This is a genomic window from Aliiglaciecola sp. SL4, from assembly GCF_041538045.1.
Classification (GTDB): Bacteria; Pseudomonadota; Gammaproteobacteria; order Enterobacterales; family Alteromonadaceae; genus Aliiglaciecola.
In genome coordinates this window covers 107,958-133,262 of record NZ_JBGOSE010000007.1, presented here as the reverse complement: position 1 = coordinate 133,262, position 25,305 = coordinate 107,958, and the positions used below count along the sequence as shown (strand labels likewise).

General features: G+C 41.1%; 21 protein-coding genes and 1 tRNA gene. 12 read left to right on the top strand and 10 right to left on the bottom strand.

The features are described from left to right. Nucleotides 1-35 precede the first annotated feature (35 nt). The 4 genes from AB6T38_RS12160 to AB6T38_RS12145 all read left to right on the top strand — a co-directional run bounded on the left by AB6T38_RS12160 (nt 36) and on the right by AB6T38_RS12145 (nt 5,952). Nucleotides 36-545: an RDD family protein gene (locus tag AB6T38_RS12160; protein WP_372547575.1), complete on the top strand. Its 510-nt coding sequence runs from the start codon at nt 36-38 to the stop codon at nt 543-545. A gap of 366 nt (nt 546-911) precedes the next feature. Next, nucleotides 912-3,341, top strand: coding sequence for a TonB-dependent siderophore receptor (locus tag AB6T38_RS12155; protein WP_372547574.1), 2,430 nt, complete (start codon nt 912-914; stop codon nt 3,339-3,341). 98 nt (nt 3,342-3,439) lie between these two features. Then, entirely contained in the window at nt 3,440-4,558 is a 1,119-nt protein-coding gene (locus AB6T38_RS12150; protein ID WP_372547573.1) for a purine nucleoside permease, read from the top strand. Between the two features lie 65 nt (nt 4,559-4,623). After that, nucleotides 4,624-5,952: an NCS2 family permease gene (locus AB6T38_RS12145; protein WP_372547572.1), complete on the top strand. Its 1,329-nt coding sequence runs from the start codon at nt 4,624-4,626 to the stop codon at nt 5,950-5,952. A gap of 36 nt (nt 5,953-5,988) precedes the next feature. On the opposite strand, the gene lptG is transcribed toward AB6T38_RS12145, so the two are convergent. Together lptG and lptF are read right to left on the bottom strand one after the other, a co-directional pair. Then, nucleotides 5,989-7,050, bottom strand: coding sequence for an LPS export ABC transporter permease LptG (gene lptG, locus AB6T38_RS12140; protein WP_372547571.1), 1,062 nt, complete (start codon nt 7,048-7,050; stop codon nt 5,989-5,991). 2 nt (nt 7,051-7,052) lie between these two features. After that, nucleotides 7,053-8,150 (bottom strand): LPS export ABC transporter permease LptF, encoded by a 1,098-nt coding sequence (lptF, locus tag AB6T38_RS12135; RefSeq protein ID WP_372547570.1) that lies wholly within the window; start codon nt 8,148-8,150, stop codon nt 7,053-7,055. A 243-nt stretch (nt 8,151-8,393) separates the two neighbouring features. Here lptF and pepA point away from each other — a divergent pair, with 243 nt between their 5' ends. From pepA to AB6T38_RS12115, 4 genes are all read left to right on the top strand, one after another. Next, on the top strand, nt 8,394-9,899 hold the full coding sequence (gene pepA, locus AB6T38_RS12130) for a leucyl aminopeptidase (protein WP_372547569.1): 1,506 nt from the start codon (nt 8,394-8,396) through the stop codon (nt 9,897-9,899). Then, a complete protein-coding gene (locus AB6T38_RS12125) occupies nt 9,899-10,357 on the top strand; it encodes a DNA polymerase III subunit chi (protein ID WP_372547568.1) in 459 nt (152 codons plus the stop codon). The genes pepA and AB6T38_RS12125 overlap by 1 nt, the downstream gene beginning before the upstream one ends. Then, entirely contained in the window at nt 10,350-13,115 is a 2,766-nt protein-coding gene (locus tag AB6T38_RS12120; RefSeq protein WP_372547567.1) for a valine--tRNA ligase, read from the top strand. Before AB6T38_RS12125 ends, AB6T38_RS12120 begins: the two co-directional genes overlap by 8 nt. A gap of 202 nt (nt 13,116-13,317) precedes the next feature. Next, nucleotides 13,318-15,606, top strand: coding sequence for a multiheme c-type cytochrome (locus AB6T38_RS12115; RefSeq protein ID WP_372547566.1), 2,289 nt, complete (start codon nt 13,318-13,320; stop codon nt 15,604-15,606). An 81-nt stretch (nt 15,607-15,687) separates the two neighbouring features. Here the strand turns inward: AB6T38_RS12115 and AB6T38_RS12110 are convergent, their stop codons facing one another. After that, nucleotides 15,688-16,452: a choice-of-anchor H family protein gene (locus AB6T38_RS12110; RefSeq protein WP_372547565.1), complete on the bottom strand. Its 765-nt coding sequence runs from the start codon at nt 16,450-16,452 to the stop codon at nt 15,688-15,690. 584 nt (nt 16,453-17,036) lie between these two features. On the opposite strand from AB6T38_RS12110, the gene AB6T38_RS12105 reads away from it, so the two are divergent. Next, nucleotides 17,037-17,363 (top strand): DUF3718 domain-containing protein, encoded by a 327-nt coding sequence (locus tag AB6T38_RS12105; protein ID WP_372547564.1) that lies wholly within the window; start codon nt 17,037-17,039, stop codon nt 17,361-17,363. A 62-nt stretch (nt 17,364-17,425) separates the two neighbouring features. Here the strand turns inward: AB6T38_RS12105 and AB6T38_RS12100 are convergent, their stop codons facing one another. Continuing rightward, complete coding sequence (locus tag AB6T38_RS12100; RefSeq protein WP_372547563.1) at nt 17,426-18,574, bottom strand: HD domain-containing phosphohydrolase; 1,149 nt, start codon at nt 18,572-18,574, stop codon at nt 17,426-17,428. Between the two features lie 277 nt (nt 18,575-18,851). Between AB6T38_RS12100 and AB6T38_RS12095 the strand changes: the two genes are divergently transcribed. From AB6T38_RS12095 to AB6T38_RS12085, 3 genes are all read left to right on the top strand, one after another. After that, nucleotides 18,852-19,517 carry a 1-acylglycerol-3-phosphate O-acyltransferase gene (locus AB6T38_RS12095; protein WP_372547562.1) on the top strand — a complete coding sequence of 222 codons (666 nt, stop codon included), beginning with the start codon at nt 18,852-18,854 and terminating at the stop codon, nt 19,515-19,517. A gap of 35 nt (nt 19,518-19,552) precedes the next feature. Next, complete coding sequence (rraB, locus tag AB6T38_RS12090) at nt 19,553-19,906, top strand: ribonuclease E inhibitor RraB (protein ID WP_372547561.1); 354 nt, start codon at nt 19,553-19,555, stop codon at nt 19,904-19,906. A gap of 95 nt (nt 19,907-20,001) precedes the next feature. Beyond that, nucleotides 20,002-20,322: an EthD family reductase gene (locus AB6T38_RS12085; protein WP_372547560.1), complete on the top strand. Its 321-nt coding sequence runs from the start codon at nt 20,002-20,004 to the stop codon at nt 20,320-20,322. A gap of 219 nt (nt 20,323-20,541) precedes the next feature. Here AB6T38_RS12085 and ilvN read toward each other — a convergent pair whose 3' ends face one another. The 6 genes from ilvN to orn all read right to left on the bottom strand — a co-directional run bounded on the left by ilvN (nt 20,542) and on the right by orn (nt 25,162). Beyond that, nucleotides 20,542-21,039 (bottom strand): acetolactate synthase small subunit, encoded by a 498-nt coding sequence (gene ilvN / locus AB6T38_RS12080; RefSeq protein WP_348491544.1) that lies wholly within the window; start codon nt 21,037-21,039, stop codon nt 20,542-20,544. Further along, nucleotides 21,039-22,757 carry an acetolactate synthase 3 large subunit gene (locus tag AB6T38_RS12075; RefSeq protein ID WP_372547559.1) on the bottom strand — a complete coding sequence of 573 codons (1,719 nt, stop codon included), beginning with the start codon at nt 22,755-22,757 and terminating at the stop codon, nt 21,039-21,041. Before AB6T38_RS12075 ends, ilvN begins: the two co-directional genes overlap by 1 nt. Nucleotides 22,758-22,953: 196 nt before the next feature. Further along, entirely contained in the window at nt 22,954-23,334 is a 381-nt protein-coding gene (gene maoP, locus AB6T38_RS12070) for a DUF413 domain-containing protein (protein WP_372547558.1), read from the bottom strand. Between the two features lie 370 nt (nt 23,335-23,704). Then, entirely contained in the window at nt 23,705-24,193 is a 489-nt protein-coding gene (locus AB6T38_RS12065; protein WP_372547557.1) for a DUF4442 domain-containing protein, read from the bottom strand. 192 nt (nt 24,194-24,385) lie between these two features. Then, a tRNA-Gly gene (locus AB6T38_RS12060) sits at nt 24,386-24,461 on the bottom strand. A gap of 155 nt (nt 24,462-24,616) precedes the next feature. After that, the gene (gene orn, locus AB6T38_RS12055) at nt 24,617-25,162 is read right to left on the bottom strand and encodes an oligoribonuclease (protein ID WP_372547556.1); all 546 of its coding nucleotides are present in this window, start codon (nt 25,160-25,162) and stop codon (nt 24,617-24,619) included. Nucleotides 25,163-25,305 lie beyond the last annotated feature (143 nt).

Below are 25,305 nucleotides of genomic sequence, written 5' to 3'. Positions count from 1 at the left end.
TATGCACGCTTTGAAATACAACAATTTAGGTTGAAATGTCTGATACTACCCAACACTTTCCCCGCGCTGGCTTTTTTAAACGCTTAGCAGCCATGATATACGACATTCTAGTGGCCGTGGCTATTGGTATGTGTGCAGGGCTAATTTATTCCGTTATTGGTTTAGTCTTATTTGAAAACGGTATTATTGCTAATCAAGGTTTTGAACATTTCATGGATTTTACCGATCATGCCTTATGGTTCAAAATTAGCGAGCAAATTTGGGTTGGTTTTTGGATTTTAGTATTTTTTCTGTGGTTTTGGCGTAACGGTGGGCAAACCATTGGCATGCGAGCTTGGCGTTTGCGTTTGTTCAGCACCACTGATGAACCCTTAGGTTATGGCCGAGCACTTATGCGGATTATATTTTCTCTGGGTGGATTAGGTACGTTGCTGGTGTTATTTGATGTCAAAAACAAACAATCTTTGCAAGATAGACTAGCAGGCACTGAAATGTTGGTCCTAACCAAAGATGCTAATCACCACCGTGCTTGGAAATCACTTTAAGCCAGCTCAGTAAAACGACTAATAGTCACTACAAATGGAAGTTTATTTACCGCCGTTAGCCCTTACACAGCCCCGCCGGTAAAGAAATCCACCTTCACCTCAACCGCGTAAAATGTTCAGTATGGTGCAATGATTATTTTTTATGCTTTTTGTGGTGCACAACTTAATCTTATTCGACTTCTTATAAAAACCCAAACACGCCATAATTAAAAATTATCTATATATTTCATAAAGTTAAAATCACCACAAAAAACTGACCATCCGGTCAACTTACTGGCATCTTTTGTGCTAACTCTCTTAACTAATTGATACAAAAATAATTATCAATTAATTGAAAAAGAATTACACACAGCCAGGAAACACACAATGAAAAAGAATAAAAAACAAAAGTTACACCCTCTAGCATTGGGAATTGCTATTGGTCTTGCAGCTTTGCAGCCATTAAATTTATTTGCACAAGAAGCTGAGGAAAGCGTAGAGCGCATCTCTGTTACAGGTTCTTTAGGCAGCCTACCTGGTCAAGATGTGGAATCAGTATTCGGTTTTGGTAAATCTATATTGGAAACCCCACGATCAGCCTCCACGATTAGTGATGAACAACTCGAGCGTTTTGCTGTATCAGACATAGATGAATTAGTTGCTTTCGCACCAGGAACTTATACCCAATCATTCTTTGGTGTTGCCGGTTCTTTGGATGTCCGTGGTACTCCGGGTGAAGCCTATTTTCGGGGTGTTAAACGCCTAGATAACCCTGGCAACTACCCCACTCCAATTGGTGCTTCAAGCAGCATTGATATTGTTAGAGGACCAGCTTCTCCTATTTACGGACCAGCAAAAATTGGCGGGTATCTTAACTTTAACCCTAAATCTGCCCGTGCTAGCGGTGGTCAATATTTAGATGAAAACAAAGGTGCAATCTCATATTCATTGGGAAGTTGGGATAAAAGTGTGTTAACTGCTGAATTAGGCGGGCCAGCTTCTATCGGCGATAAAAAAATGGGCTTCTACCTTTATGGTGAAGTAGAGAACTCGGGGAGCTACTATGACAATTCAGCCACAGATCAGACCGTGTTACAAGCCTCTTTTAATATAGATATTACCGATAATTTGCGCTTTGAATTTGGTGGAATGCATCATGATTATGACGGAAACCAAGTTGCTGGTTGGAACCGCTTAACCCAGAATTTAATTGATACTGGGACATACATAACCGGTACCGCTAAAAACATTGATGCCGATGGTTCAGGTGCAATTTCTCACGAAGAGTATGCGGCTGTAAACCTGGCCGGAGAAAACTTTTTCTATGCTTTTGCACCAGCATTCACCGATGCTGACGCCACTGAGTTAATGCAGCTTGATAATCCAGGAACTACTACTCTAAGCGGTAACCAAGTTTTAGTCGCCGCCGACGATGTATTAACCAACACAGTAGATACTCTATATTTCGATATTATCTATTACACAGATAATGATTGGGAAATTAAAAACCAAATGTTTTATGAGGCATATGAAAACCTCAATGAAAATGCCTATGGTTTCTCACAATTCCATGAAAGCTCTGTTTTCGAAAACAAATTGATTTTTTCAACTGAATACGAAAGTGATTCTCTACTTGCACAGTTTCAAATTTCACCGTCTGTTCGACGCACTCAATTCTTGCATGGTGATGACTTTACCTATGAGTACTTCAACCGTCGCGATCTAACCATGGAATCAACTGCATTAGATAGACGTGAGTTGGCCACCCGTATTGACGATAATTACGATAACTATGACGAAGGTCATTACATCGATTATGGCATTGCGGCGATGACCGATTTAACTTGGGATTTCGGTCTTAATATCGTGTTAGGTCTTCGCTATGACACTATCGATGTAGAAACCACTAGCCACGGTGATAAACTATTAGTGAAAGGCCCAGTGGTTACTGCTGAAGATACTTTCAGTGGAACCTCTTGGAACACGAGTATTTCATATAAAACGAGCTTTGGCTTGATTCCTTACATTACTGTTGCTGAACAAGCTACGGTAATTGCTGGTCAGGGTGCTGAGATTGGCTATGGTCAATTAATTGATGATGATGGTAATTCATATAACGGTGCATTTGATACGTCTGAATTAAAAGAGATTGGTATAAAGGGCTCGTTCTTAGATGATACCTTGTATTTTGCGTTATCTTCTTATGTGCAAGAACGATCTGATTTCAATGCACAAGCCATCGTCACCAATGCCACGACGGAGAACAAAGGGACGGAGTTTGAATTACGTTGGGTTGTAAATGAGCAATTAGTTGTTACTGCTGGTTATACCAACATGAAAGTGTACAACTTAACTGCGTACAACAATGGAAATGGTGGTTCATTATTCGGTTTCTTAGGTGCTGAAGATCTTACCAGCCTATCTGATCCGTCACTTGTATTTGGTGGTAATCCTATCGGTTTAACATTAATAGATGCTGGAGCTAGTAAAGAAGATGCTCGCAAACAAGGGATTCCAGAAAACATCTACACCGCAACCGCGACCTACGACTTCCAAAACGGTTTTGCAATAAACGGAAGTGTAATTAGAGCTGACGAAACTTACTCAAGTTTCTCCAAATCAGTTGAGTTACCTGCTTATACCTTGGTGAATGCGGGCGTAGTTTACGATGCAGATACCTGGACAGCGAGTTTATCCATTAAGAACCTTACGGATGAAAAATATTACCGTGCAAACTTCCCAGACCTATTTGGTGCTCAAATTGTACTGCCTGAGTTGCCAAGACACTATCAAGCGAAATTTAGCTATAAATTTTAATGTTAGCAATAACCTCAAAATAAGTTAATTAACGCTTTATTGGTATAGGGGTAAATATGTTTTTATGACATATTTACCCTTTTCACAGGAATCGACAAATGATTAGCATTAATCTCCAAAAATTAGTCAACAGTGCATTACTTAGTTTCACTATGTTAGGGTTGACAGCTTGCACTGTCGGTAATAGTGAATCTAATTCAACAACGACCCCATTACCAATTGAAGTTAAAGTAGTGGTTGTCACTATGTTTGAAATTGGTGAGGATGAAGGTGATAAACCCGGTGAATTCCAACTCTGGAAAGCGGGTCAGAAGTTATCTACAAAATTCGATTTTCCCCACTCCCATCACGATATTTATATGAACACTGACACTGGTGTTATGGGAATTGTTACGGGCATGGGCACAGCAAAAGCCACTGCAGCTATTATGGCATTAGGCTTGGATCCTCGCTTTGATTTTAGTAAAGCCTACTGGTTAGTGGCTGGCATAGCCGGTTTTGACCCCGCAGACGCGTCCATAGGTTCTGCAGCATGGGCCACTTGGTTAGTAGATGGTGATCTCGCTCACCAAATTGACGCTAGAGAAATACCCGAAGAGTGGTCTACTGGCTATTTCCCATTATTTGCAACAGCTCCTTACCCAGACAGCAAACACGCTTCAGATACACCTCATAATCCCAATGGCGAAGTTTATCAGTTGAATCCTGGTTTAACTGAATGGGCCTTTTCCCTAACTAAAGATATCCAATTAACTGATTACCCGGCAATGGCTGAGTTACGTGAAAAATATAGCAGCTTTGCCAATGCTCAACGAAAACCTTTCGTGCTCAAAGGCGACCAGCTTGCTGCATCTACTTTTTGGCATGGAAAGCGCCTGAATAAATGGGCAAATGACTGGACTAAATATTGGACTAACGGTGAGGGTAACTTCGTCAGCTCTGGTATGGAAGACACCGGTACAATGCAAGCGATAGAATATTTACACCGAATTGGCAAAGCCGATAGAGACAGAGTGATGGTGCTACGCACTGGCAGCAACTATTCTATGCAACCTGAAGGTTTAAGCGCTGCGGAAAATTTAGCCATGGAAAGTGGTGAAGCAGGTTTTGCTGGCATGCGCTCGGCATTGGAGTCGGCGTATAGCGTTGGTAGCACCGTTGTAGAAGCCTTGCTTGACGATTGGCACATATATAGCCAAACTCCACCAAGCCCTTGATTTTAGTATACTAAAAACATGCTAATAAAAATCAGAATAAATATAATAAAAAGAGACATCACTTAATGAATACACTTTTAGAGCGCTTTTTTAGTCTATCTAAACATGGCACTAACTTTAAGACAGAATGTATAGCTGGGCTAACGACATTCGCTGCCATGTCATATGTATTGGTGGTTAATCCGAGCATTTTATCTGCATCTGGTATGCCCGTTGCTGGCCTAATTACAGTCACCGCATTAGCGGCCTGTATTGGCACTTTGTTAATGGCTTTCATGACCAATTACCCCATTGCTATGGCACCGGGTATGGGGTTAAACGCTTTCTTCGCGTTTACCATATGCATTACTCGCGAAGTGCCATGGGAAGCGGCCCTTGGCATTGTCTTCTGGAACGGTATTTTATTTGTGTTGCTGTCGTTATTAGGAATACGCAAAAAAATCGCTGACTCTATCCCCGCAGCCCTGAAAATAGGCGTGCAATGCGGCATAGGCTTGTTTATCGCATTTATTGGATTAAAAAATGCAGGCCTGATTATCGATAACCCCGCCACTTTAGTATCACTTGGGGATCTTTCTCAACCCGTGACCCTACTCGCATTAGTCGGCATAGTGGGAACCATAATATTGGTGGCAAAGAATGTCACAGGAGCTATTTTAATCTCTGTGATTGGTCTAGCGATTATTGGTGCTTTCGTTCCCTATGGAGAAGATATGTTAACCCCAACGCCCACGGGAATTATAGGCTTACCTGAGAGTATATCCTCAACGTTTTTTGCTATGGATATAATGTATCCCTTAGAAAATTTCGCACATACCTGGGATTTAATATTCGCCCTGCTGTTTGTGAATATGTTCGATACCATAGGCACTTTGATTGGGGTGTCACGTAAAGCCAACTTACTCGATAGCAAAGGTGAGTTACCCAAAATGGGAAGTGCCATGACAGCCGATGCGGCTGCTAGTGTAGTTGGGGCAACATTGGGAACATCACCGGTCACGTCATACGTTGAGTCAGCCTCAGGAGTGTCTGCAGGCGGGCGAACTGGCCTTACTGCAGTTGTAGTGGGTGTGTGTTTCGTTTTAGCTCTATTTTTCACCCCACTAATGGTCGTCATACCGGTAATGGCTACAACTCCAGCACTAGTAATGGTGGGCATATTTATGATGGAGTCAATCCGACAAGTAGATTTTGACGACCTACCGTCATTAGCAACAGCGACAGTGGCACTGCTGGCGATGCCCCTAACTTTTAGTATTAGTGAAGGTATCGCTTTAGGCTTTATTACTTATGTTGGGGTGAACTTGGGCATGGGGAAATATAAACAAATATCTATGCTTACATACATTATGGCGGCTATCTTTTTATTACGTTATATATTTAACATAAAATAAATAACAGACTCTCTACTATCAGCCTATTTTTGGAGCCTAACGTCTAAGTAAAAAGCCTGCAATCGCAGCAAATACCAGACTCGGCGTGATGGCTCCAAGGAAAGGCGGCAGTTGAAAAACTAAGCTAAAGGTTCCAAAGGTTTCATTGCTAATAAAAAACGCAAAGCCAGCTAAGACCCCCATGATAACCCTTGCTCCCATTGTCACACTGCGCAACGGGCCAAATACAAATGACAACGCTAGCAACAACATCACACCAATAGAAACCGGTTGTAATATTTTACGCCAAAATGCCAAGCTGTAACGACCTGAGTCTTGGCTATTATTTTGTAAATACTGAACATAACCACTAAGACCTTGAATCGACAAAGCCTCAGGTTTAACACTTACTACACTCAACTTATCTGGCGTAAGGGTAGATTGCCAACTGCCAACTTTTACATTTTGGCCACGGATTTTTTTATCACCAATAAAGGTATAGTCGACGTTAGTTAAACGCCAAACATCATCCACAAACTCCGCTTTTTCTGCACTGGTAATTTGTCGAAGATTTAAATCCGCATCAAACTCATAAACGTTAATATCGATGAGATTATTACTGTCAATCACCTCGCCAATACTGACAAAGTTATCACCGTCTTTGGCCCACACTAAACTATCGGATGAGTATAAACTGCCGCCATATATAGCTTCAGTTCGAATTTCTTTAGCCTTAGCCTCGGTGACCGGAGCTACCCATTCACCTATTGCCATAACGAACACAACCATAACTACCGCCGTCTTCATGGCGGAAACTGTGATATTCCAGCGTGATAAACCAGCAGATTGCATAATGACGAGTTCCGAATTACTCGCCAGAATACCTAACCCAATCAGACCACCTAATAAGGTCGCCATAGGGAAAAACTGTTCTAATTCTCTAGGCAGACTGAGTAAGACATATATCCCAGCAGCGGTCATGTCGTAACTGCCACGACCGACACTTTTCATTTGTTCTACAAATTTAATTAAGGCACTCAAACCTACAAGTACCGACAAACTTATAGCCGTTGTACCGAGTAACGTTCTGGCAATATAAATATCAAGAATACGTAGCATGTTTAGCCTCTTCCCATTGCGGCTCTTAGCCGCACTCCAATGGGACGTCCTTTAACCACAAGGGTTACACCAATTACCAGCACGACGCCATGTACCCACCACAACCCAAAGGCCGGCGGGATTTTACCATCTTCTAACACTTTTCGACCGGCCATCAACAACATAAAGTACCCAAGGTAGAGCAATAATGCCGGGAACATTTTACCAAAACGTCCCTGTCGCGGATCGACCGAGCTTAAGGGCACAGCAATTAGAATAAGAAAAGGCAGTGATAACGGGATAGCAATCCGCCACTGTAATTCGGCTATCGCCTCAATACTGTCATCATCCAACAAATCTAACGTTGGAATAGCCGTCATTTTGCGACGTTTTTGTTCCGCTTCGCGCTCTGAAATCTCAATTTGATACTGATCGAATTCAACCACACGGTAATCCAACTGGCCTCTTTTACCCTCGTACTGAACCCCTTGTTGCAAAATTAGTTGCTGAGAACCCTCGGCATCCAGACTCACCAGTCCTTTTTGTGAATACACAATATGCACGCCCTGCTCGTCGGTTTTATCATGCTGGGCTAAAAATACTTTATTTAGTGAAGCATTATCAGAATCAATATTATGCACAAACATCACCGCTTTTCGGTTAGCGGTTTCTTGAAAACGCCCAGCGATTAGGGCTGTTAAACCACTTTCAGCCCCAGCCTTTTCTTGTAACTGATATTCACTTTCTACAGATAATGGAGCCAACCACAAGGTTAAGGTTGCGGTGACGACTAACATAAACACCGACAACACCAACATCACTCGAGTAATGTACCATTCACTGATACCGCAGGCCCTCATCACCGACATTTCGCTGTCTACGTACATTCGTCCATGGGCTAACATCACCCCTAAAAACAAACTTAAAGGAAGTATCAACGAGGCTAAATAAGGGGTACTTAAGGCGAGAAAGCCCAATACTAAACTAGCAGGAATTTCGCCGTCAGAGGCGTCTGCCAAGACTCGCACGAAATTACGTGTGAGAAAAATGGCCATAATGACAAGAAACACAGCCAGCTGTGACTTTACAGTTTCTTTAAGTAAATAGCGGAATATCAGCACTTCTTGTCCAAGGTAAAAGTCGCTTTTTTAGTGGCATGATGCGAATTTTTAAGTAAACTTAGTGTTTTGACAAGTTTAATGTATGAATGACTTTAAATAAAGCCACACTTGGACTTGAATTTCTTCGACTCTGCCAAGCAATAGTAAAAAGGCAGTAAATCCTGAAAATATAATGCTAACTGATAGCCGTTAGTTATTTTGATAACCGCGTATCAGTTACTTCGATTACGATGAGGAATTAGCATGGAATTTAGCGTAAAAAGCGGTAGCCCTGAAAAGCAACGCAGCGCTTGTATAGTCGTCGGTGTATTTGAACCTCGACGTTTAACCTCAGTAGCAGAACAATTAGACGAAATTAGCGAAGGTTATATTAGTAACCTGTTAAGACGGGGTGATTTGGAAGGTAAAGCAGGACAAATGCTACTTCTCCATCATGTACCCAATATTTTAAGTGAAAGAGTTTTATTAGTTGGTTGCGGAAAAGAGCGTGAGTTAGACGAACGTCAATATAAACAAATCATTGATAAAACTATCAAAACACTGAACGAAACAGGCTCAATGGAAGCCGTATGTTTCTTAAGTGAGCTCCATGTAAAAGGGCGCGATGTATACTGGAAAGTTCGACAAGCCGTAGAAACGACTCAAGATTCTCTTTACACTTTCTTGCAGCTTAAAACCAAAAAAGGTGAACCTCGTCGTCCATTGCGTAAAATGGTTTTCAATGTGCCAACTCGACGTGAATTACCCGTAGGCGAACGCGCAGTAGAACACGGTTTGGCTATTTCAGCGGGTATGAAAACCACCAGAGATGTGGCGAATATGCCCCCTAATATTTGTAATCCAGCTTATCTTTTGGAACAAGCAAAAATATTAGAAAACCAATACGACAGTGTAAAAATAGAATCCGTTAACGAAGCGCAAATGGCGGAGTTGGAAATGAACTCTTACCTTGCCGTAGGTCGTGGTTCAGTAAACGAATCCATTATGACAATTATACATCATAACGGTGGCCCTAAAGATCAAGCACCTGTTGTGTTAGTAGGTAAAGGACTGACCTTCGATTCAGGTGGTATTTCAATTAAGCCTGGCGAAGGCATGGACGAAATGAAGTATGATATGGGCGGTGCTGCTGGCGTGTTAGGAACTATGCATGCCATTGCTGAACTGAATATTCCGCTGAATGTGATTGGCGTTTTAGCTGGCTGTGAAAACATGCCAGATGCCAATGCTTATCGACCTGGTGATATTTTAACTACTATGTCAGGTCAAACGGTAGAAGTGCTTAACACCGATGCTGAAGGTCGTTTAGTGTTATGTGATGCATTGACCTATGTTGAAAGATTCGATCCTGAATTAGTAGTTGATATGGCAACGTTAACCGGTGCCTGTATCGTCGCCTTAGGTGCCCATGCATCTGCGGTACTAAGTAATCACAATCCTCTTGCTCACGAGCTAATTAATGCCTCAGAGCAAAGTGGTGACAAAGCATGGCGTTTACCGCTGTGGGATGAATACCAATCACAATTAGATAGCCCCTTTGCCGATATGACCAACTTAGGTGGACGTGCGGCTGGAACTATTACTGCTGCTTGCTTCTTATCTCGCTTCACCAAAAAATATAATTGGGCGCATATGGATATTGCCGGTACGGCTTGGCGCAGTGGTAAAAATAAAGGTGCCACAGGCAGACCTGTACCTATGATGACTCAGTTTTTAATGAACCGCGCAGGATTGGAAACTGAAGAGTAATGACTGATGTTACTTTTTACATGCTAGAAAAAGCTGATGAAGAGCATCCAGCACACTGGTTAACCGCCTGTGAATTAGCTGCAAAAAGCTATCGTAATAAACGCCGCTGCTTAATTATCTGTGATGATAAAAAAGCAGCGGAAGCGTTTGACGAGCTTCTTTGGCAACAACCTCTAGATGCGTTTGTTCCCCATAATTTAAGTGGAGAAGGCCCTAATGGTGGTGCGCCAGTGGAAATCAGCTGGCAAGTCAATAATTCCGCCAATAGGCCTGTGGTTATCAATCTAGGAAGCAAAGTGCCCAGCGATACTCAACGCTGCAAACAAATTTTTGACTTTGTGCCTACCGAAGAAACCGCTAAACAACAGGCTCGAGAAAGATATAAACAATACCGCGCGGCAGGCTTAACTATGCATAACCTGCCCGCTAGTAGCATTAATGAGAATCAACATGGATAAGACTTTTAGTCCACAGAATATCGAACAAGCCCGTTACCAATTATGGGAAGAAAAAGGCTATTTTAAGGCCAGCGGAAAAGGTGACCCTTACTGTATTTTGTTACCGCCCCCAAACGTCACGGGTAACCTCCATATGGGCCACGCTTTTCAACATACGATTATGGATTCATTAATCCGTTATCACCGTATGAAAGGCGACAACACACTTTGGCAATGTGGAACAGACCACGCTGGAATAGCCACACAAATGGTTGTTGAGCGTCAATTGAACGCTCAAGGAAAAACCCGTCATGATTTAGGCCGCGAAGCCTTTGTGGAAAAAATCTGGGATTGGAAAGAAGAGTCCGGTGGCAATATTACCCAGCAAATGCGTCGTTTAGGCACCTCTCCAGACTGGGAGAGAGAAGCCTTTACCATGAACCCTGATCTGTCTGAAGCAGTGCAGGAAGTGTTCGTTAAATTACACGAAGAAGGCCTTATCTATCGAGGCAAGCGCTTGGTGAACTGGGATCCAGTATTACACACTGCGGTATCTGACTTAGAAGTGTTAAATGAAGAAGAAGGTGGCTTCATGTGGCACATGCGTTATCCGCTAACAGATGGCAGTGGTGAACTTATTGTCGCCACAACCAGACCAGAAACAATGCTTGGCGATACCGCCGTAGCCGTGCATCCTGATGATGATCGTTATCAAAGCTTTATCGGTAAAACCATCACGCTACCGTTAACAGGTCGCGAGATCCCAATCATCAGTGATGATTATGTGGATCCGGAATTTGGTACTGGTTGCGTAAAAATCACACCAGCCCATGATTTTAACGATTATGACATGGGTAAACGTCATAACCTGGAAATGATTAATATTTTTACTGCCGATGCGAAAGTTAATGATGTCGCGCCAGAGCAGTATCAAGGACTCGATCGTTTCGATGCACGCAAACAAATTGTTGCTGACTTAGAAGCCTCAGAGTTATTGGTAAAAGTAGAAAATCACAAACTTAAAGTACCCAGAGGCGACCGTACAGGTGCGGTAATTGAACCTTACCTAACCGACCAATGGTACGTGGCTGTAGAATCTTTAGCGAAGCCAGCCATTGAAGCGGTAGAAAGTGGTGAAATTAAATTTGTTCCTGAAAACTGGAACAAAACCTATTACCAGTGGATGTATAACATTCAAGATTGGTGTATTTCACGTCAACTGTGGTGGGGACATAGAATACCTGCATGGTACGACGACAAAGGTGGAATTTATGTCGGCCGCAACGAAGCGGAAGTCCGCCAAAAACATAACTTGGACGCTGAGGTTAACTTACGTCAAGATGAAGACGTATTGGATACTTGGTTCTCATCTGCTCTTTGGCCATTTGCCACTATGGGTTGGCCAAAAGAAACGCCAGAATTAGAAACCTTCGTACCAAGTTCAGTGTTGGTAACAGGTTTTGACATTATATTTTTCTGGGTAGCCAGAATGATTATGATGACCAAAAAATTCACTGGCAAAATTCCTTTTAAAGAAATCTATATCACCGGGCTTATTCGCGATGAGCAAGGGGACAAAATGTCTAAATCGAAAGGTAACGTACTTGACCCTATCGATTTGATTGACGGTATTACTTTGGATGCATTGCTAGAAAAACGCACTGCCGGCATGATGCAGCCTCAAAAGGCCAAGGCCATAACCAAACGCACCAGCAAACAATTCCCTGATGGCATTAATGCTTATGGAACCGACGCGTTGCGTTTCACCTTTGCCGCCATGGCTTCTACCAGTAGAGATATCAATTTTGATATGGGCAGAGTGGAAGGCTACCGTAACTTCTGCAACAAATTGTGGAATGCATCACGTTTTGTACTCATGAACACCGAAGAGCAAGATACCGGTATCAATGGTGGTGAGATGGAGTTGAGCCTTGCCGATAAGTGGATTTGGGCACGTTTCCAACAAACCTTGAGTGAATTTGAGTCGGCGATTAAAGATTACCGCTTTGATATTGCTGCCCAAGCCGTGTATGAGTTCACTTGGAATCAATTCTGTGATTGGTACTTGGAATTATCTAAACCTGTTCTTAATGCTGAAACCAGCTCTGATGCCCAAAAACGCGGTACCCGTCATACATTGATTAATGTGCTGGAAAGCTTATTACGTTTAATGCATCCTATCATGCCATTTATTACCGACGAAATATGGTTGAGAGTGGCACCTTTGTGTGGACTTGAAGGTGATAGCATTATGGAAAGACCATTCCCTGAAGTCGATGCTAGCCGTCAGAATGATGCTGTTCTAGCCGATATTGAATGGGTAAAAAGCTTTATTGTAGGCATCCGCAACATTCGTGGAGAAATGGATATCTCTCCTAATAAGCCACTGGATGTATTGTTAAAAAATGTCAGTGATAAAGACCAATCTCGCTTAGACCTCAGTCAAAGCTTCTTAGCCAAAATGGCAAAACTTGAAAGCATCACTCAGTTAGAAGCTGGCGATAAAGGCCCTGCCTCAGCTACCGCCCTTGTGGGTGAGATGGAAATTTTGATCCCCATGGCAGGTTTAATCGATAAAGATGCTGAGCTATCACGAATAGCCAAAGCTTTGGATAAAATCGAAAAAGACTTTGCTCGCACTCAAGGCAAACTTAGTAACGAAAAGTTTGTGAGCAATGCCCCTGAAGCGGTTATCAATAAAGAAAAAGCGAAATTGGAAGATTTCCAAATGCAAATCAACAAATTGAATGAGCAAAAAGAAACCATTCAAGCTTTGTAAGCGATACCTTTAAAACAACAGCGCCCGTTAATTTGGGCGCTTTTTATTTAGCTTAGCCATCCCAATGATCACACACCTTTCCACTTGCAAATTGTTAACAACTTTACAGGCTTTTGCGATAAACTATAACAATTCTGGCATGAATCGTTAAAACCTCCTGGAAATACATTTCCATACCTTTTAAGTTATCAGTAAAGAGCATATGTATTTAATTAAAAACGTTTTTTTTGTTCTCGTCATCTCCTGTATATTCACAGCAAACTGCACAGCAGAATCATTAGCTCAAACATATATAGGTTCAAATGCATGTGAAAGTTGCCACCAGGAAGAGCATCAACAATGGCAAACCTCAGATCACCATAACGCCATGCAGGCACCAAACTCTACTTCGGTTTTAGGTGACTTTTCCAATAAAACCGTAGAATTTCATAATATAAAAACGCGTTTTTTCACGAAAGACGACAGCTACTTTGTTGAAACAACCAATAAGCAGGGAGAGCGTCAAACTTTTCCAGTCATTTACACTTTCGGTTTTGACCCACTTCAACAGTATATTTTGGATACAGGCAATGGTCATATGCAAGCATTCAATATTGCTTGGGATACAAGACCTAAGGAAGCGGGTGGTCAGCGTTGGTATCACTTGCAACCAGATGAATCAATTAATAATGAGCACCCATTTTTTTGGCAACGGCATTTTCAAAATTGGAATAGTCGCTGTGCTGAGTGTCACACCACTGGCTTTGAGAAAAACTACAAAATTGAGAGCAATAGTTTTGCCACACAGTTTGCTGAGGCAACAGTAGGGTGCGAAAGTTGTCATGGCCCCGCAGCAAAACATCAATCCCAAGCAGAGAATGGAAAGTTTGACAGCAATAAAGGCTTTAGTAGTACTTTAGCGCGCCCACCAGTCTTTGGTTTTGCCAAAAATGATCCTATTGCCAACTTAATAAGCGGTGGTAACAAACAATTTATGCAGCAGTGTGCAGATTGTCACTCTCGGCGTCTTCCCATAGAAGATATAACCCAAGTAGACAAAAACACAAGTGATTATCACAACCTTAATTCGTTGAATTTAATCTCACCTAACTTGTATTTTGACGATGGCCAAATATTAGATGAGGTTTTTGTGGTGGGTTCCTTTTTACAAAGTAAAATGGCCGAAGCAGGCGTAACTTGCTCTAATTGCCACAACCCGCATACGGGTAAATTAAAATTTAATGGTAATCAAACTTGTACCCAGTGTCACAGTGTAAATACCTACGACACACCTGAACACCATCATCATAAAAGCGAAGAACAAGGTGCTCAGTGTGTCAACTGCCATATGCCAGAACGCACCTATATGCAGGTGGATGATCGACGAGATCATAGTTTTGTGTTGCCAAATGCCGAAATATCGGCGCAGATTAACTCTCCCAATGCGTGTTTAAGCTGTCATCAACAACAAGACTTAACTTGGGTGGATAAGCAGCTTAAAAGCTGGCATGGAAATGATAGTGAGTTGGGAGCGGTCAAAAGTAGCAAGACCTCCCGTACTGCGCCCCACTGGTCGCAGATTCACCTGCTTTCAGGTCGACAACAAATCAAATTTGCCCAGCAACAACTGCCTAACGCCTCAGCGCTGGTTGGTGGCAAGTTATTGCAAATAATTAATCAACAACCCAGTCAAGAATCAATCAATCTGGCCTTACAACAGCTTAATTCAGATGACCCCTTGTTGCGGCGCGCAGCCTTAGACATTTTGCGACTTCTACCTCCGAACCAAGCTTATCAATATCTATCTCCGCTATTGCAAGATCCGGTCAAATCAGTACGCTTCCATGCGACCTCAATTCTCACGCCTTGGTTATCTCAACTACCTAAGTCTATGTTACCGGAGCTAGCGGTAGCCTTGGATGAATACAAATCTGTATTAATGCTGACAGCTGACTTTCCCACTTCACAGTTAACCCTTGCTCAATTGGCATTAGCCCAAGGCGATACTGTAGTTGCTCAAAAACACTTCGAACAAGCACAAATCATCGCCCCTAATATGCCGTCGGTGATGCTAGCTTTTGCTGATTTTTGGCGAATAATGGGTGAACCACAAAAAGAATTGGCGTTATTACAAAGAGCCGTCGAGATACACAGTGATTTTGCAGATGTACTGCACCAGTACGGTTTGTATTGGGTACGGAATAAAGATTATAACAAAGCAACGAATTGGTTGGTAAAAGCCAGTGAGTTAGGTGATGCTCAACCTTATTACGCCTATGTGGCCGCCACAGCATTAGACTCAATTCAGCGTACTAATGACGCCGTAAACTTGCTCTTGCAAGCCAATAAACGCTGGCCTAAGCAAACAAACTTACTTTACTCATTGGCCTTATACTCGGATAAGAGCAATAACCAAAACGCCATGAAAACCGCGCTGGCGGAACTAAGGTGGTTAATGCCTGATAATCCGCAAGTGCAACAATGGGTATTAAAAAGTAACTTAGCCCATTAAACAGCAAACAAAGTTACCGTCTTTTCCCTACACTCCAAACTAAAAAAGGGAGGCATAGCCTCCCTGGAAATCTTACCGAACCTAACGTTTTGCGAAAAACACTCTTCCCATTAGTATAGGTATTAACAACAAGGTAAGAAATCCAAAACTTCCGCCATGCTCATTCACGATGATGACTTGTGGTTCTTCGTAACTGCGACTCTCTAATGGCATTAAACTTAAATCGGCATCACTGTAACCGTCTGAAAACGCGACTAGACGATTGTCATAGGTGTCATACAGTTCAATCAACAATTCGTAGTCTCCAGGGGGGAAACCTGTTTGCAAGTCACTCTCTATAACATAGCTATCAGAGCTTGAATCACCGTTTATAAAAAATAATGAAGTGGTATGGTACTCTTCAAACACATCACCTCTTGCCAAATACAAACGGGCGTATACTTGAGCTTCGGTATAAATAGTATCGGCATCAAATTCGAGTGTGAAGCCAGAGTAATAACCATCAGAGTCGCGATCTATATCAAACCAAACTGTTGCATCATATATCCAAAAATCTGGGTCATCTTCAACAAAACGTAGATCTCTATCCAGTGGCTTAGTTAAAGGCGAAGCTGCTTGGCGTACCTTATGTCTTTCTGATTTATCTAAAGAGACAGACGCCATAGATTGTTTATCTACACTTCCCGGCACACCCTTTTTAGTCACTTCAGCTATTACTGAACCATACTGAGACTCGGTGGAAGTGACACTGATGGCTTCCATTTCAACACTTTGCACACTCAACGCTGAAAACGAAGCCAGTGAAAACATTAGTGAATAAATACTCTTAATTACAAATCGGCTCATAGCCACTCCTAAAAAACGTTCCTGTTTATTTAAGCAGTATTGTGACGTCATTAAGATGAATAAAAGCTGAAGCAATACTTAACTGCAGATAATTACCCCATATTAGCTCTTCACTACATAAGATTAAGAGCACTGCGGATGTTAAATCACTTACGAAAAGAAGCTTAAAGCACATTTCGGTGCTGATTCACTGCCAATATTTGAAAGTAGACACTCATTTACCACCAGTGGCAGTGCTACTTCCCTCCCTAAAAGCTAGCGTTTTATGTAAAAAAGTGCGCATTCTTTTAACAAGTGTCCGTTAAACAAGGGCTACAAGGGGTTATGTAATTTAATTACAATACAGCTTTCATATAAAAAAACTAAAAGTCATATCTTTTAGCTATATCGCAAAATACAAAAAATGCTATAAAACAAACAGTTGAAATAAAATGTGACAATATTGGGAAGTGTGTAACACAATTTTAAATAAACCTATACAGTAAAAAAACAACATTAGAATGAAATTTAATTACAATTAGTATCACTGGTTAGGTAATCAGTGACGTAAAATTTATTGTTCAATTATTAAATAGGTGTCAATCATGAAAAAGTTAGTATTAGCAACATTAGTTGCATTATCTGTTCCATTCACAGCTTCAGCTTCAGGCTCAGGTTCTACAGAAAGCGTTAAATTTATTGGTGACTTAGAATACGCATCATTTTGTAAAGCCGTAGTAAATAACGACGTTGAATTGTTTAAAGTTTCTTTAAACCGTTTTGTTGGTGAGCTGGGCTCTTCTAGAAAACGTGTACTTAAGCGTATTTTAGCAGACAACAACGTTACATGTTCTGGTCAATCTTTGGTTGAATTTTCTGCAAAGCGTAACGCTACGCAAGTAGGTTCATTCATCACTGCACAGGCTGAATAGTGACGGTAAGTAGGCAAGCTGGAAAACTTTAATCCAGCTTGCTAAATCCTCTTTAAACTCTTTTATCCTTTCGTCAGCAACGCTGACATACCACGATTAAAATGCCCCAGCCAAGTTTTACAATATTGACCTTCTGCGGCCCTATTAATTTCTACTACTGCCCTTTTTTTAGGCTGTTGATTATGGCCAGTGTAAGCTCGACTATGAGTTATTGCATCAAAACTGTCTAAAATCGCTAATAACCTTGCGCCGTCGCAAATATCTTTTTCTTTTATGCCAAGTGGATAGCCACTCCCATCAATGCGCTCATGATGTTGCATGACAATTTTTCGAGCACTATTCCACTGTTCGAGATGTTCTAACAACCTGGAACTTTTGTACACATGAGAACGCACCAAATTAAACTCATTGGCCGTTAGTTTACCGTCTTTGTGTAAAATACTTAATGGCATAAAAGCCATGCCAAAATCATGTACATAACACGCCACCGCGAGTTGATCCTCTTCAATGGGGTTACCGGCGATATTGTTAATATAAAAAGCGAGTTTAGCTATTCTATCTCCACGTCCTTCCCAAAACATTGACCGCCTTTCAATTGGTTTCATTAATTCCCTAAAAAACAAAATATCCATTTGCTTTTCATTGCTTAGTCCTTTGGGAATTCCTGTGTTAGCAAGGGTAACAGAACGCGTTGGCGTAGTTTCACCTGCCACCTCTTCGATAACTTCAGCAACCCTATGATCTAATTCAGGGTTGAGCAGCAGAACAGCTTCAGAAAGTAGTTGTTCATGGGAATCAGTATTGTTTGGTGTGATTTTCGCTACATGATTAACCAAAAGACGATAGAGCTCAGGATCATACTCTGCAAAACCGTTTACGAAACAGCTTTCCACAAAAATCTTCACTCTATCCATGGTCAGTAGAACAAGGTCACTCATGGTGCTGGTATATCGAATTTGTTTTTTGCGTAAATAATCGAGTAAGTCTTCAACATGTTGCAGTAATGGCAACATAGGTTTAAAGCTAACTAACCCTAAATCTCCTTTAATCGTATGTACCGAACGAAATAAAGATCGTTGAAGTTCGTTGTCTTCGGGTCGAAGTTCCAACTCAATTAATGTTTGCTCGCTGGCTTCATAGAGCTCATTAATTTCATCGAGCAAATCATTCAAGATATCATTATCAAGCTCTTCAGGAGTAAAGGTCTGCATTAATTTGATTTACCTCGACTAAAGTCGCAATTTCATTAATAAAGTTTAGTTATCGACCATCTGGATAGTATCTACACAAGATATCACTACTTTCTAGATTAAGCACTGCTATGAGGACGGTTAATTTTAAAAATGATGTCCCTTTAGATTAGGTTTAAATTTGGTATTAATCAGAAACATTGTATACTCACCGCCCATTTTTAATTTGAGAGTACACGTGTTAGCTATTGGACGAGTAATATTTATTTTGTGCTATTTTATTATTGCAAGCTTGGCAATGATACTGATGTGCTTAGTCCGTCCTTTCCACCGAAATAATGTGTATGTTATTGGCAAGGTGTATGGTGCGATTGCTACAATGATAGGCTTGAAGGTACAAGTAAATGTGCCTGAAAGTGTTAACAATGGTGGTCCATTCGTATTTGTCGCAAACCATCAAAATAGCTACGACCTAATAACAGTTTGTCTTTCTGCGCAAAAAGGCGTGGTATGCGTTGGTAAAAAAAGCCTCGTTTTTATTCCTGTTTTTGGTTGGTTATTTTGGTTATCGGGTAATATCTTGATCGACCGCAAAAATAGCGGAAAAGCAAAAGATACCTTGCAACAGACGATAGATAAAATTAATCAGCGAAAACTATCCGTATTCTTCTTTCCCGAAGGAACACGCAGTAGAGGTCGTGGGCTGTTAAGTTTTAAAACTGGTGCATTCAGAATCGCCCAAGCCGTCAACGAACCTATCGTCATGGTGAGTACCAGTAATTTACATCAAAAAATAGAGTTAAACCGATGGAATAACGGCACCTTGCTGATAGATCTAAGTGAACCTGTTAAAGTTGACAAACAGTTAGATGCAAAAGCATGGGCTAAAGAAATCCATGACACAATGAAAATCAAGATTGCTAAACTAGACAATCAAGTTACACAAATCGACGAACTTAAATAGATTATTTCAATAGTAAAGAAATACAAGGATAGGCAATGAGCAACGCAGAGCAAAAAGAAGAGTGGTACGAATTTAATCAAGAAACAATAGAAGCCTTGATTGAAGACGGTAGTAATGCAGAGGCGCCTCACACAATCGAGTATCATTTTGCTCATTCAGATTTTGATATTCTAGAAAAGGCCGCCGTAGATGCGTTCAAAGCTGGCTTTGAAGTAGGTGACGCTGAAGAGCTAATGCTCGATGATGGTGGCACTGTATTTTGCTTCGATGCCGTTGTGGAAAGAATGCTAGATGTTGAATTGATCAACAAAGATACAGATATACTGTTAAAAATAGCCGACAAACACAATATTCATTATGATGGCTGGGGCACTTACTTTATCGAGTAGTTCACCCACTTGATGTCATAGTTGTAAAGGTCGTTAGCGATATAAAATCTATATACACTTTCGTTGCAGATCAATTCTTGTAAAGGAAATGCATAATGTCAGAAGTTAAACTAGTAGTTCTTTATCCTCAACCCAAAAATGTGACTCAATTCGAAAACGATTACTCGGAACACATTGCCCTACTCCACGAAAAAATGAATATTCCCACAGATGTAAAACCTTATACAATTACAAAATTCGATTCTCATCCCGATACACCATCGGCATTTTATCAAATGTTTTCAATGCCTTTCCCCTCAGAACAAATGTTGCAACAAACCTTAGCAAGTGCCGAGATGCAAGAAGTTGCCAATGATGCAGTTCGTATTTCAAGTGGTGGTGCACCGGTAATATTAACCGGAAACGATGCCATTTAATTCCTAGAGAGTTGTATATATAAATTACCTGCGGAGTTAAAACGCCCGCCTACAGGTTATGCCCGAAGCTGTAGCATGGCCTTTAGGCCATGGAATACATAAAATATATGCTATCCATGGAATTGGCTATTTGCATTAAAGGATTTAATTGGCCCAAGGGGCTAGGAATGACGTAAAACAGCAGCGGGGCGATGCCCCCTACTGCAATGTATTTCTTAACTAAACTCTCAGTGACTTTTCACCACGTGCCAAACCACAAACACCGGTTCTTGAAGACTCAATGACTTCAGTCTGAGCCCACATGGCTTGAGCAAACGCATCCAATTTATCGCTTGTTCCTGTCACTTGAATCGTATAATTTTTAGCATCAATATCGACTATTTGCGCTCTAAAAATATCTACGGTTCTATTTACTTCAGAACGTACTAAATCGGTTTTCGCAGCTACTTTAATTAACATTAGCTCTCGTTCAACGTGGGTGCCATCGGTTAAATCAGTCACTTTAAGTACATCAATTAACTTATTTACCTGCTTGGTAATTTGCTCAATCACTTTGTCATCACCATGGGTAACTATGGTTAAGCGTGATAAGCTTGAGTCGGTTGTGGGGGCCACACATAGTGAGTCAACATTATAACCACGTTGAGAAAAGACACCGACAATGCGTGACAATGAACCAGGTTCGTTTTCCATCAATACAGAGATAATTCTTCTCATCAGGTACGCTCCGTTTTACTTAATCTCATATCGTCCATTGCACCGTATTTAATTTGCATGGGATAAACATGTTCATTCTGATCTATAGCGACATCCATAAACACTAATCTGTCTTTTAAGGCAAAACACTTAGCCATAGCGTCATCTAACTCTGATGGGTGATTAACTTTAATGCCAACATGACCATAAGCTTCAGCCAATTTTACGAAGTCGGGCATTGAGTCCATATAAGAGTGTGAGTGACGCCCCTTATAAATCATATCCTGCCATTGTCTAACCATACCTAACGCGCGGTTATTCAAAGAGATAATCTTCACTGGCAAGTTATATTGCAAGCAAGTAGATAACTCTTGGATATTCATTTGAATACTAGCATCACCGGTAACAACTACGGATACCGCTTCTGGATTCGCCATTTGAACGCCCATGGCTGCTGGCAATCCGAAGCCCATAGTGCCAAGACCGCCGGAGTTAATCCATCTTCTAGGTTTTGCAAAGGGATAATAAAGTGCTGCAAACATCTGGTGTTGACCAACATCTGAACTCACATAAGCATCACCGTTTGTATGTTTATACAAGGCTTCGATAACTTGCTGTGGTTTAATCACGTCATCATTTTTTTGATAACTTAAACACTTGCGGTCACGCCATGAATTAATTTGGCTCCACCAATCTGCAAGCTTTTGTTTTTGCTCGGCTAAGTCCTTTTTATTTATTTGACTTAACACTTGCTCAACCACTTTATCTACGGAACCCACAACAGGTATGTGCACAGCAACGGTTTTCGAAATCGATGCAGGATCAATATCAACATGGATAATGGTTGCATGAGGACAGAATTTTTCCACATTATTTGTCACCCGATCATCGAATCTCGCCCCTAAGGCAAAAATACAATCGGCGTTGTGCATGGTTTTATTCGCTTCAAGTGTGCCATGCATACCTAACATACCAACAAACTGCTCATGAACGCTTGAGAAGGCGCCTAAGCCCATTAATGTGGTGGTAACAGGAGCATTTAGTTTCTCAGCTAACTCCGTGATTAATTCTGACGCTTCAGAAGTAATTGCACCGCCACCCAAGTAAAGCACTGGTCTTTTAGCATTTACCAAGGTATCAACAGTTTTTCTAATCTGCTTACTGTGGCCTTTCAACGTAGGATTATAAGAACGCATAGTCACATCGGATGGATATTCGTATGGATGAGACTCAAGCACGTTCACCAAATCTTTTGGTAAATCAACTACGACAGGTCCGGGACGGCCGGTATTAGCGATGTAATACGCTTTAGCAATAGCCTTGGGAATATCCTCAGCACGTTTAACTAAAAAACTATGCTTAACGATAGGTCGAGAACAACCCACCATGTCTGTCTCTTGGAATGCGTCTTCACCGATATGCATTAATGGCACCTGACCCGACAATACCACCATAGGAATTGAATCCATATAAGCAGTAGCAATACCTGTAATAGTATTGGTCGCTCCAGGACCTGAAGTTACGAGGACTGTGCCTGTTTTGCCTGTAGATCGAGCATAACCGTCAGCCATATGGGCCGCAGCTTGTTCGTGGCGGACGAGTATATGCTTGACATCATCTTGTGCATATAATGCATCATAAATGTCGAGAACGGCACCACCAGGGTAACCGAAAACATGCGTAACTCCAGAATCTTTAAGGGCGCGAACTACCATAGCTGCACCTGACATCATTTCCACCAGACATCCTCCTGTGTAATTAATAATTGACTGTTAGATTTATACGGACTATACGTGACAGATTAGGAAGATAAAACAGCAAAACAGCATAAAGTGAGATATATATCCCAATATAACATTTTTTTAGGATAAACATCCTATTATTGAGAGTGTAGCACCCCAAAATAGGATGGTTTTACATTTAATTTACACTCTTCTAAGAATCTATATCTACTTCTAAGGTTTCATCATCGTCAATTGTGGCATCTTCTTCATCATCATCATTAAGATGAGAGGGCTTATTACCGTAGATACTGCCCAATTTAGGTCGATTAATTCGTTTTTGGTATTTTAGCCAAGCTCGTTCAGCAACAGTTTTAGGCTCTACTTTCCCGAAAGCAGATTCAACAAAATGCTGATCTTCAAGTGTTTCGGGAGAGATAACACCATCGACTAGCGCCGCGTATAAAGCACCATATTGACTCAACGCTTTGCTCTCATTAATCGAAAAGTCTCCAGAACGTGAAAAACCATAAGGATAATTTTTAACATCACTGAATACACGCTTTACTAAAGAATCTCTTGTAATAATTGCCATAATGGACATCCCAAAAAAACAAAAATAATTAACTTAAAGAAGTGGATTCCAATTGAGTAACTGTGTTGAAGTAAAAACCCAATTGAGTACGTCTATACAAGTGGATAAATAAAACCAAAATGGGGTAGTGTCAACAAATATTTTATGACAATTTGGTGATATGAGGAAATTGTCGCTAATCCACGACGTTCATGGCCTTGACCAAGGATTTAGTAACAAAAAACTAGCATAAATTAGGCCAATTTACGGCACTGAATTAATTTTTAATTTGTTAAAAGAGCGCTCCATTTGAGCGCTATTGAGTAATAACAATGACGGCACCGATAAGAGAAGTTCAGCAAGCTGTTACCATCATTGGCAAACTTCAAAATTAGTTTTTAGGCACCCATGCCCAAATCATTTCAGCCTCCAAGGGAACAATGCCCACACCGTCAGTGATAGTCACTTTCACATTCACTTCACCTTTAGGTTCTTGTTGCATCAATGCAATCTGCTCTTCGCTTAACGATGCTTCAACGGTTATGTCGTCTTGGCAACGTTTAACGTAATTCAGATTCATGGTTTTAATTAGCGGAAGTTTGTCACCTGGTAAGTTTATGCCAACGATAAACCCGCTTGCAGACTCAGCTAACAACGCCATGGCCGCCGCATGTACAGTGCCAATGTGGTTTTGAACTTTACGCCTATTCCTTTGCAAAAACGTCACTGACTTACCGTCAGTACGCAAGATTTCAACTTTGGCAGTGCCGGCCAACTTCACTTTATGACGAAACACTGAAGTCATTAGGAATCGACTCAACCACCCAGGGTATTGATTTACTTTATCAACAAACTGACGTAATGGATTTTTAACGGCCATATTTAGCCCCTCTTTACTGGTATGACCACGAAGTGTGAGGCATTTCTAAACGAGTATCAAGGTTAAAACCCATTACCGCTATTTTTGTGTGCTTTTTGCTTGAATTTATGTCACATCGAGATAAGTCAATATTGCAATCAGGTGTAATTCGACAAGTAGTCGTTGACGTGTTGTTTTGATTTATTTAGAAAATGGAGCGGGAAACGAGACTCGAACTCGCGACCCCGACCTTGGCAAGGTCGTGCTCTACCAACTGAGCTATTCCCGCATTTTGGTGGTGTTTGGCATTTCCATTGTTGCCGTTTTGTTTTCGGTTCATCCTAAACCGGGAGCGCATTGTACAAAAATAATTTAACGAATCAAGTGTTATTTTAAATAAATTTACTTAATTTGTGTTTTTAAGCTGAAAAACAAACATAACGCTTATATATTGAGCACATGTTTGCGGTAGTAAACTAACTCTTCAATAGACTCCCTAATATCATCTAGGGCTTGATGGGTACCTTTTTTCTGCAATCCGTCTAAAACTTCAGGTTTCCAGCGTTTAACCAGTTCTTTTAAAGTGCTCACATCGATACTGCGATAGTGAAAGTAATTTTCCAAGTCAGGCATATATTTCACAAGAAAGCGGCGATCTTGTCCAATGGTATTGCCGCATAGTGGCGACACGCCACTGGGGACATATTGCTGTAAAAAGTCAATAGTCTGTTTTACGGCTTCATGTTCATCGATTGAACTAGCTCTACAGCGATCCGTTAGTCCTGACTTACCATGCACATCAATACACCATTCACTCATATTATCGAGTATTCCATCGGATTGATGAATTGCCAATACCGGTCCTTCCGCCAAAATATTAAGGTTTTTATCAGTCACAATAGTGGCTATTTCTAGAATGACGTCGGTGTCAGGTTCTAGACCGGTCATTTCTAAATCTATCCAAACCAGATTTTCGTTATTAGAGGGCATAATACAAACCTTATGTAGGGGTATACTCATTTTCAATTTCAGCTGCAGGACGCTTGTATTCAATCAAGCTCACCTACCTTTGATGGTAGAAATTGGTTTATGGATCACATAAACCAAATAAAATATTATCAAAATTTATCCGC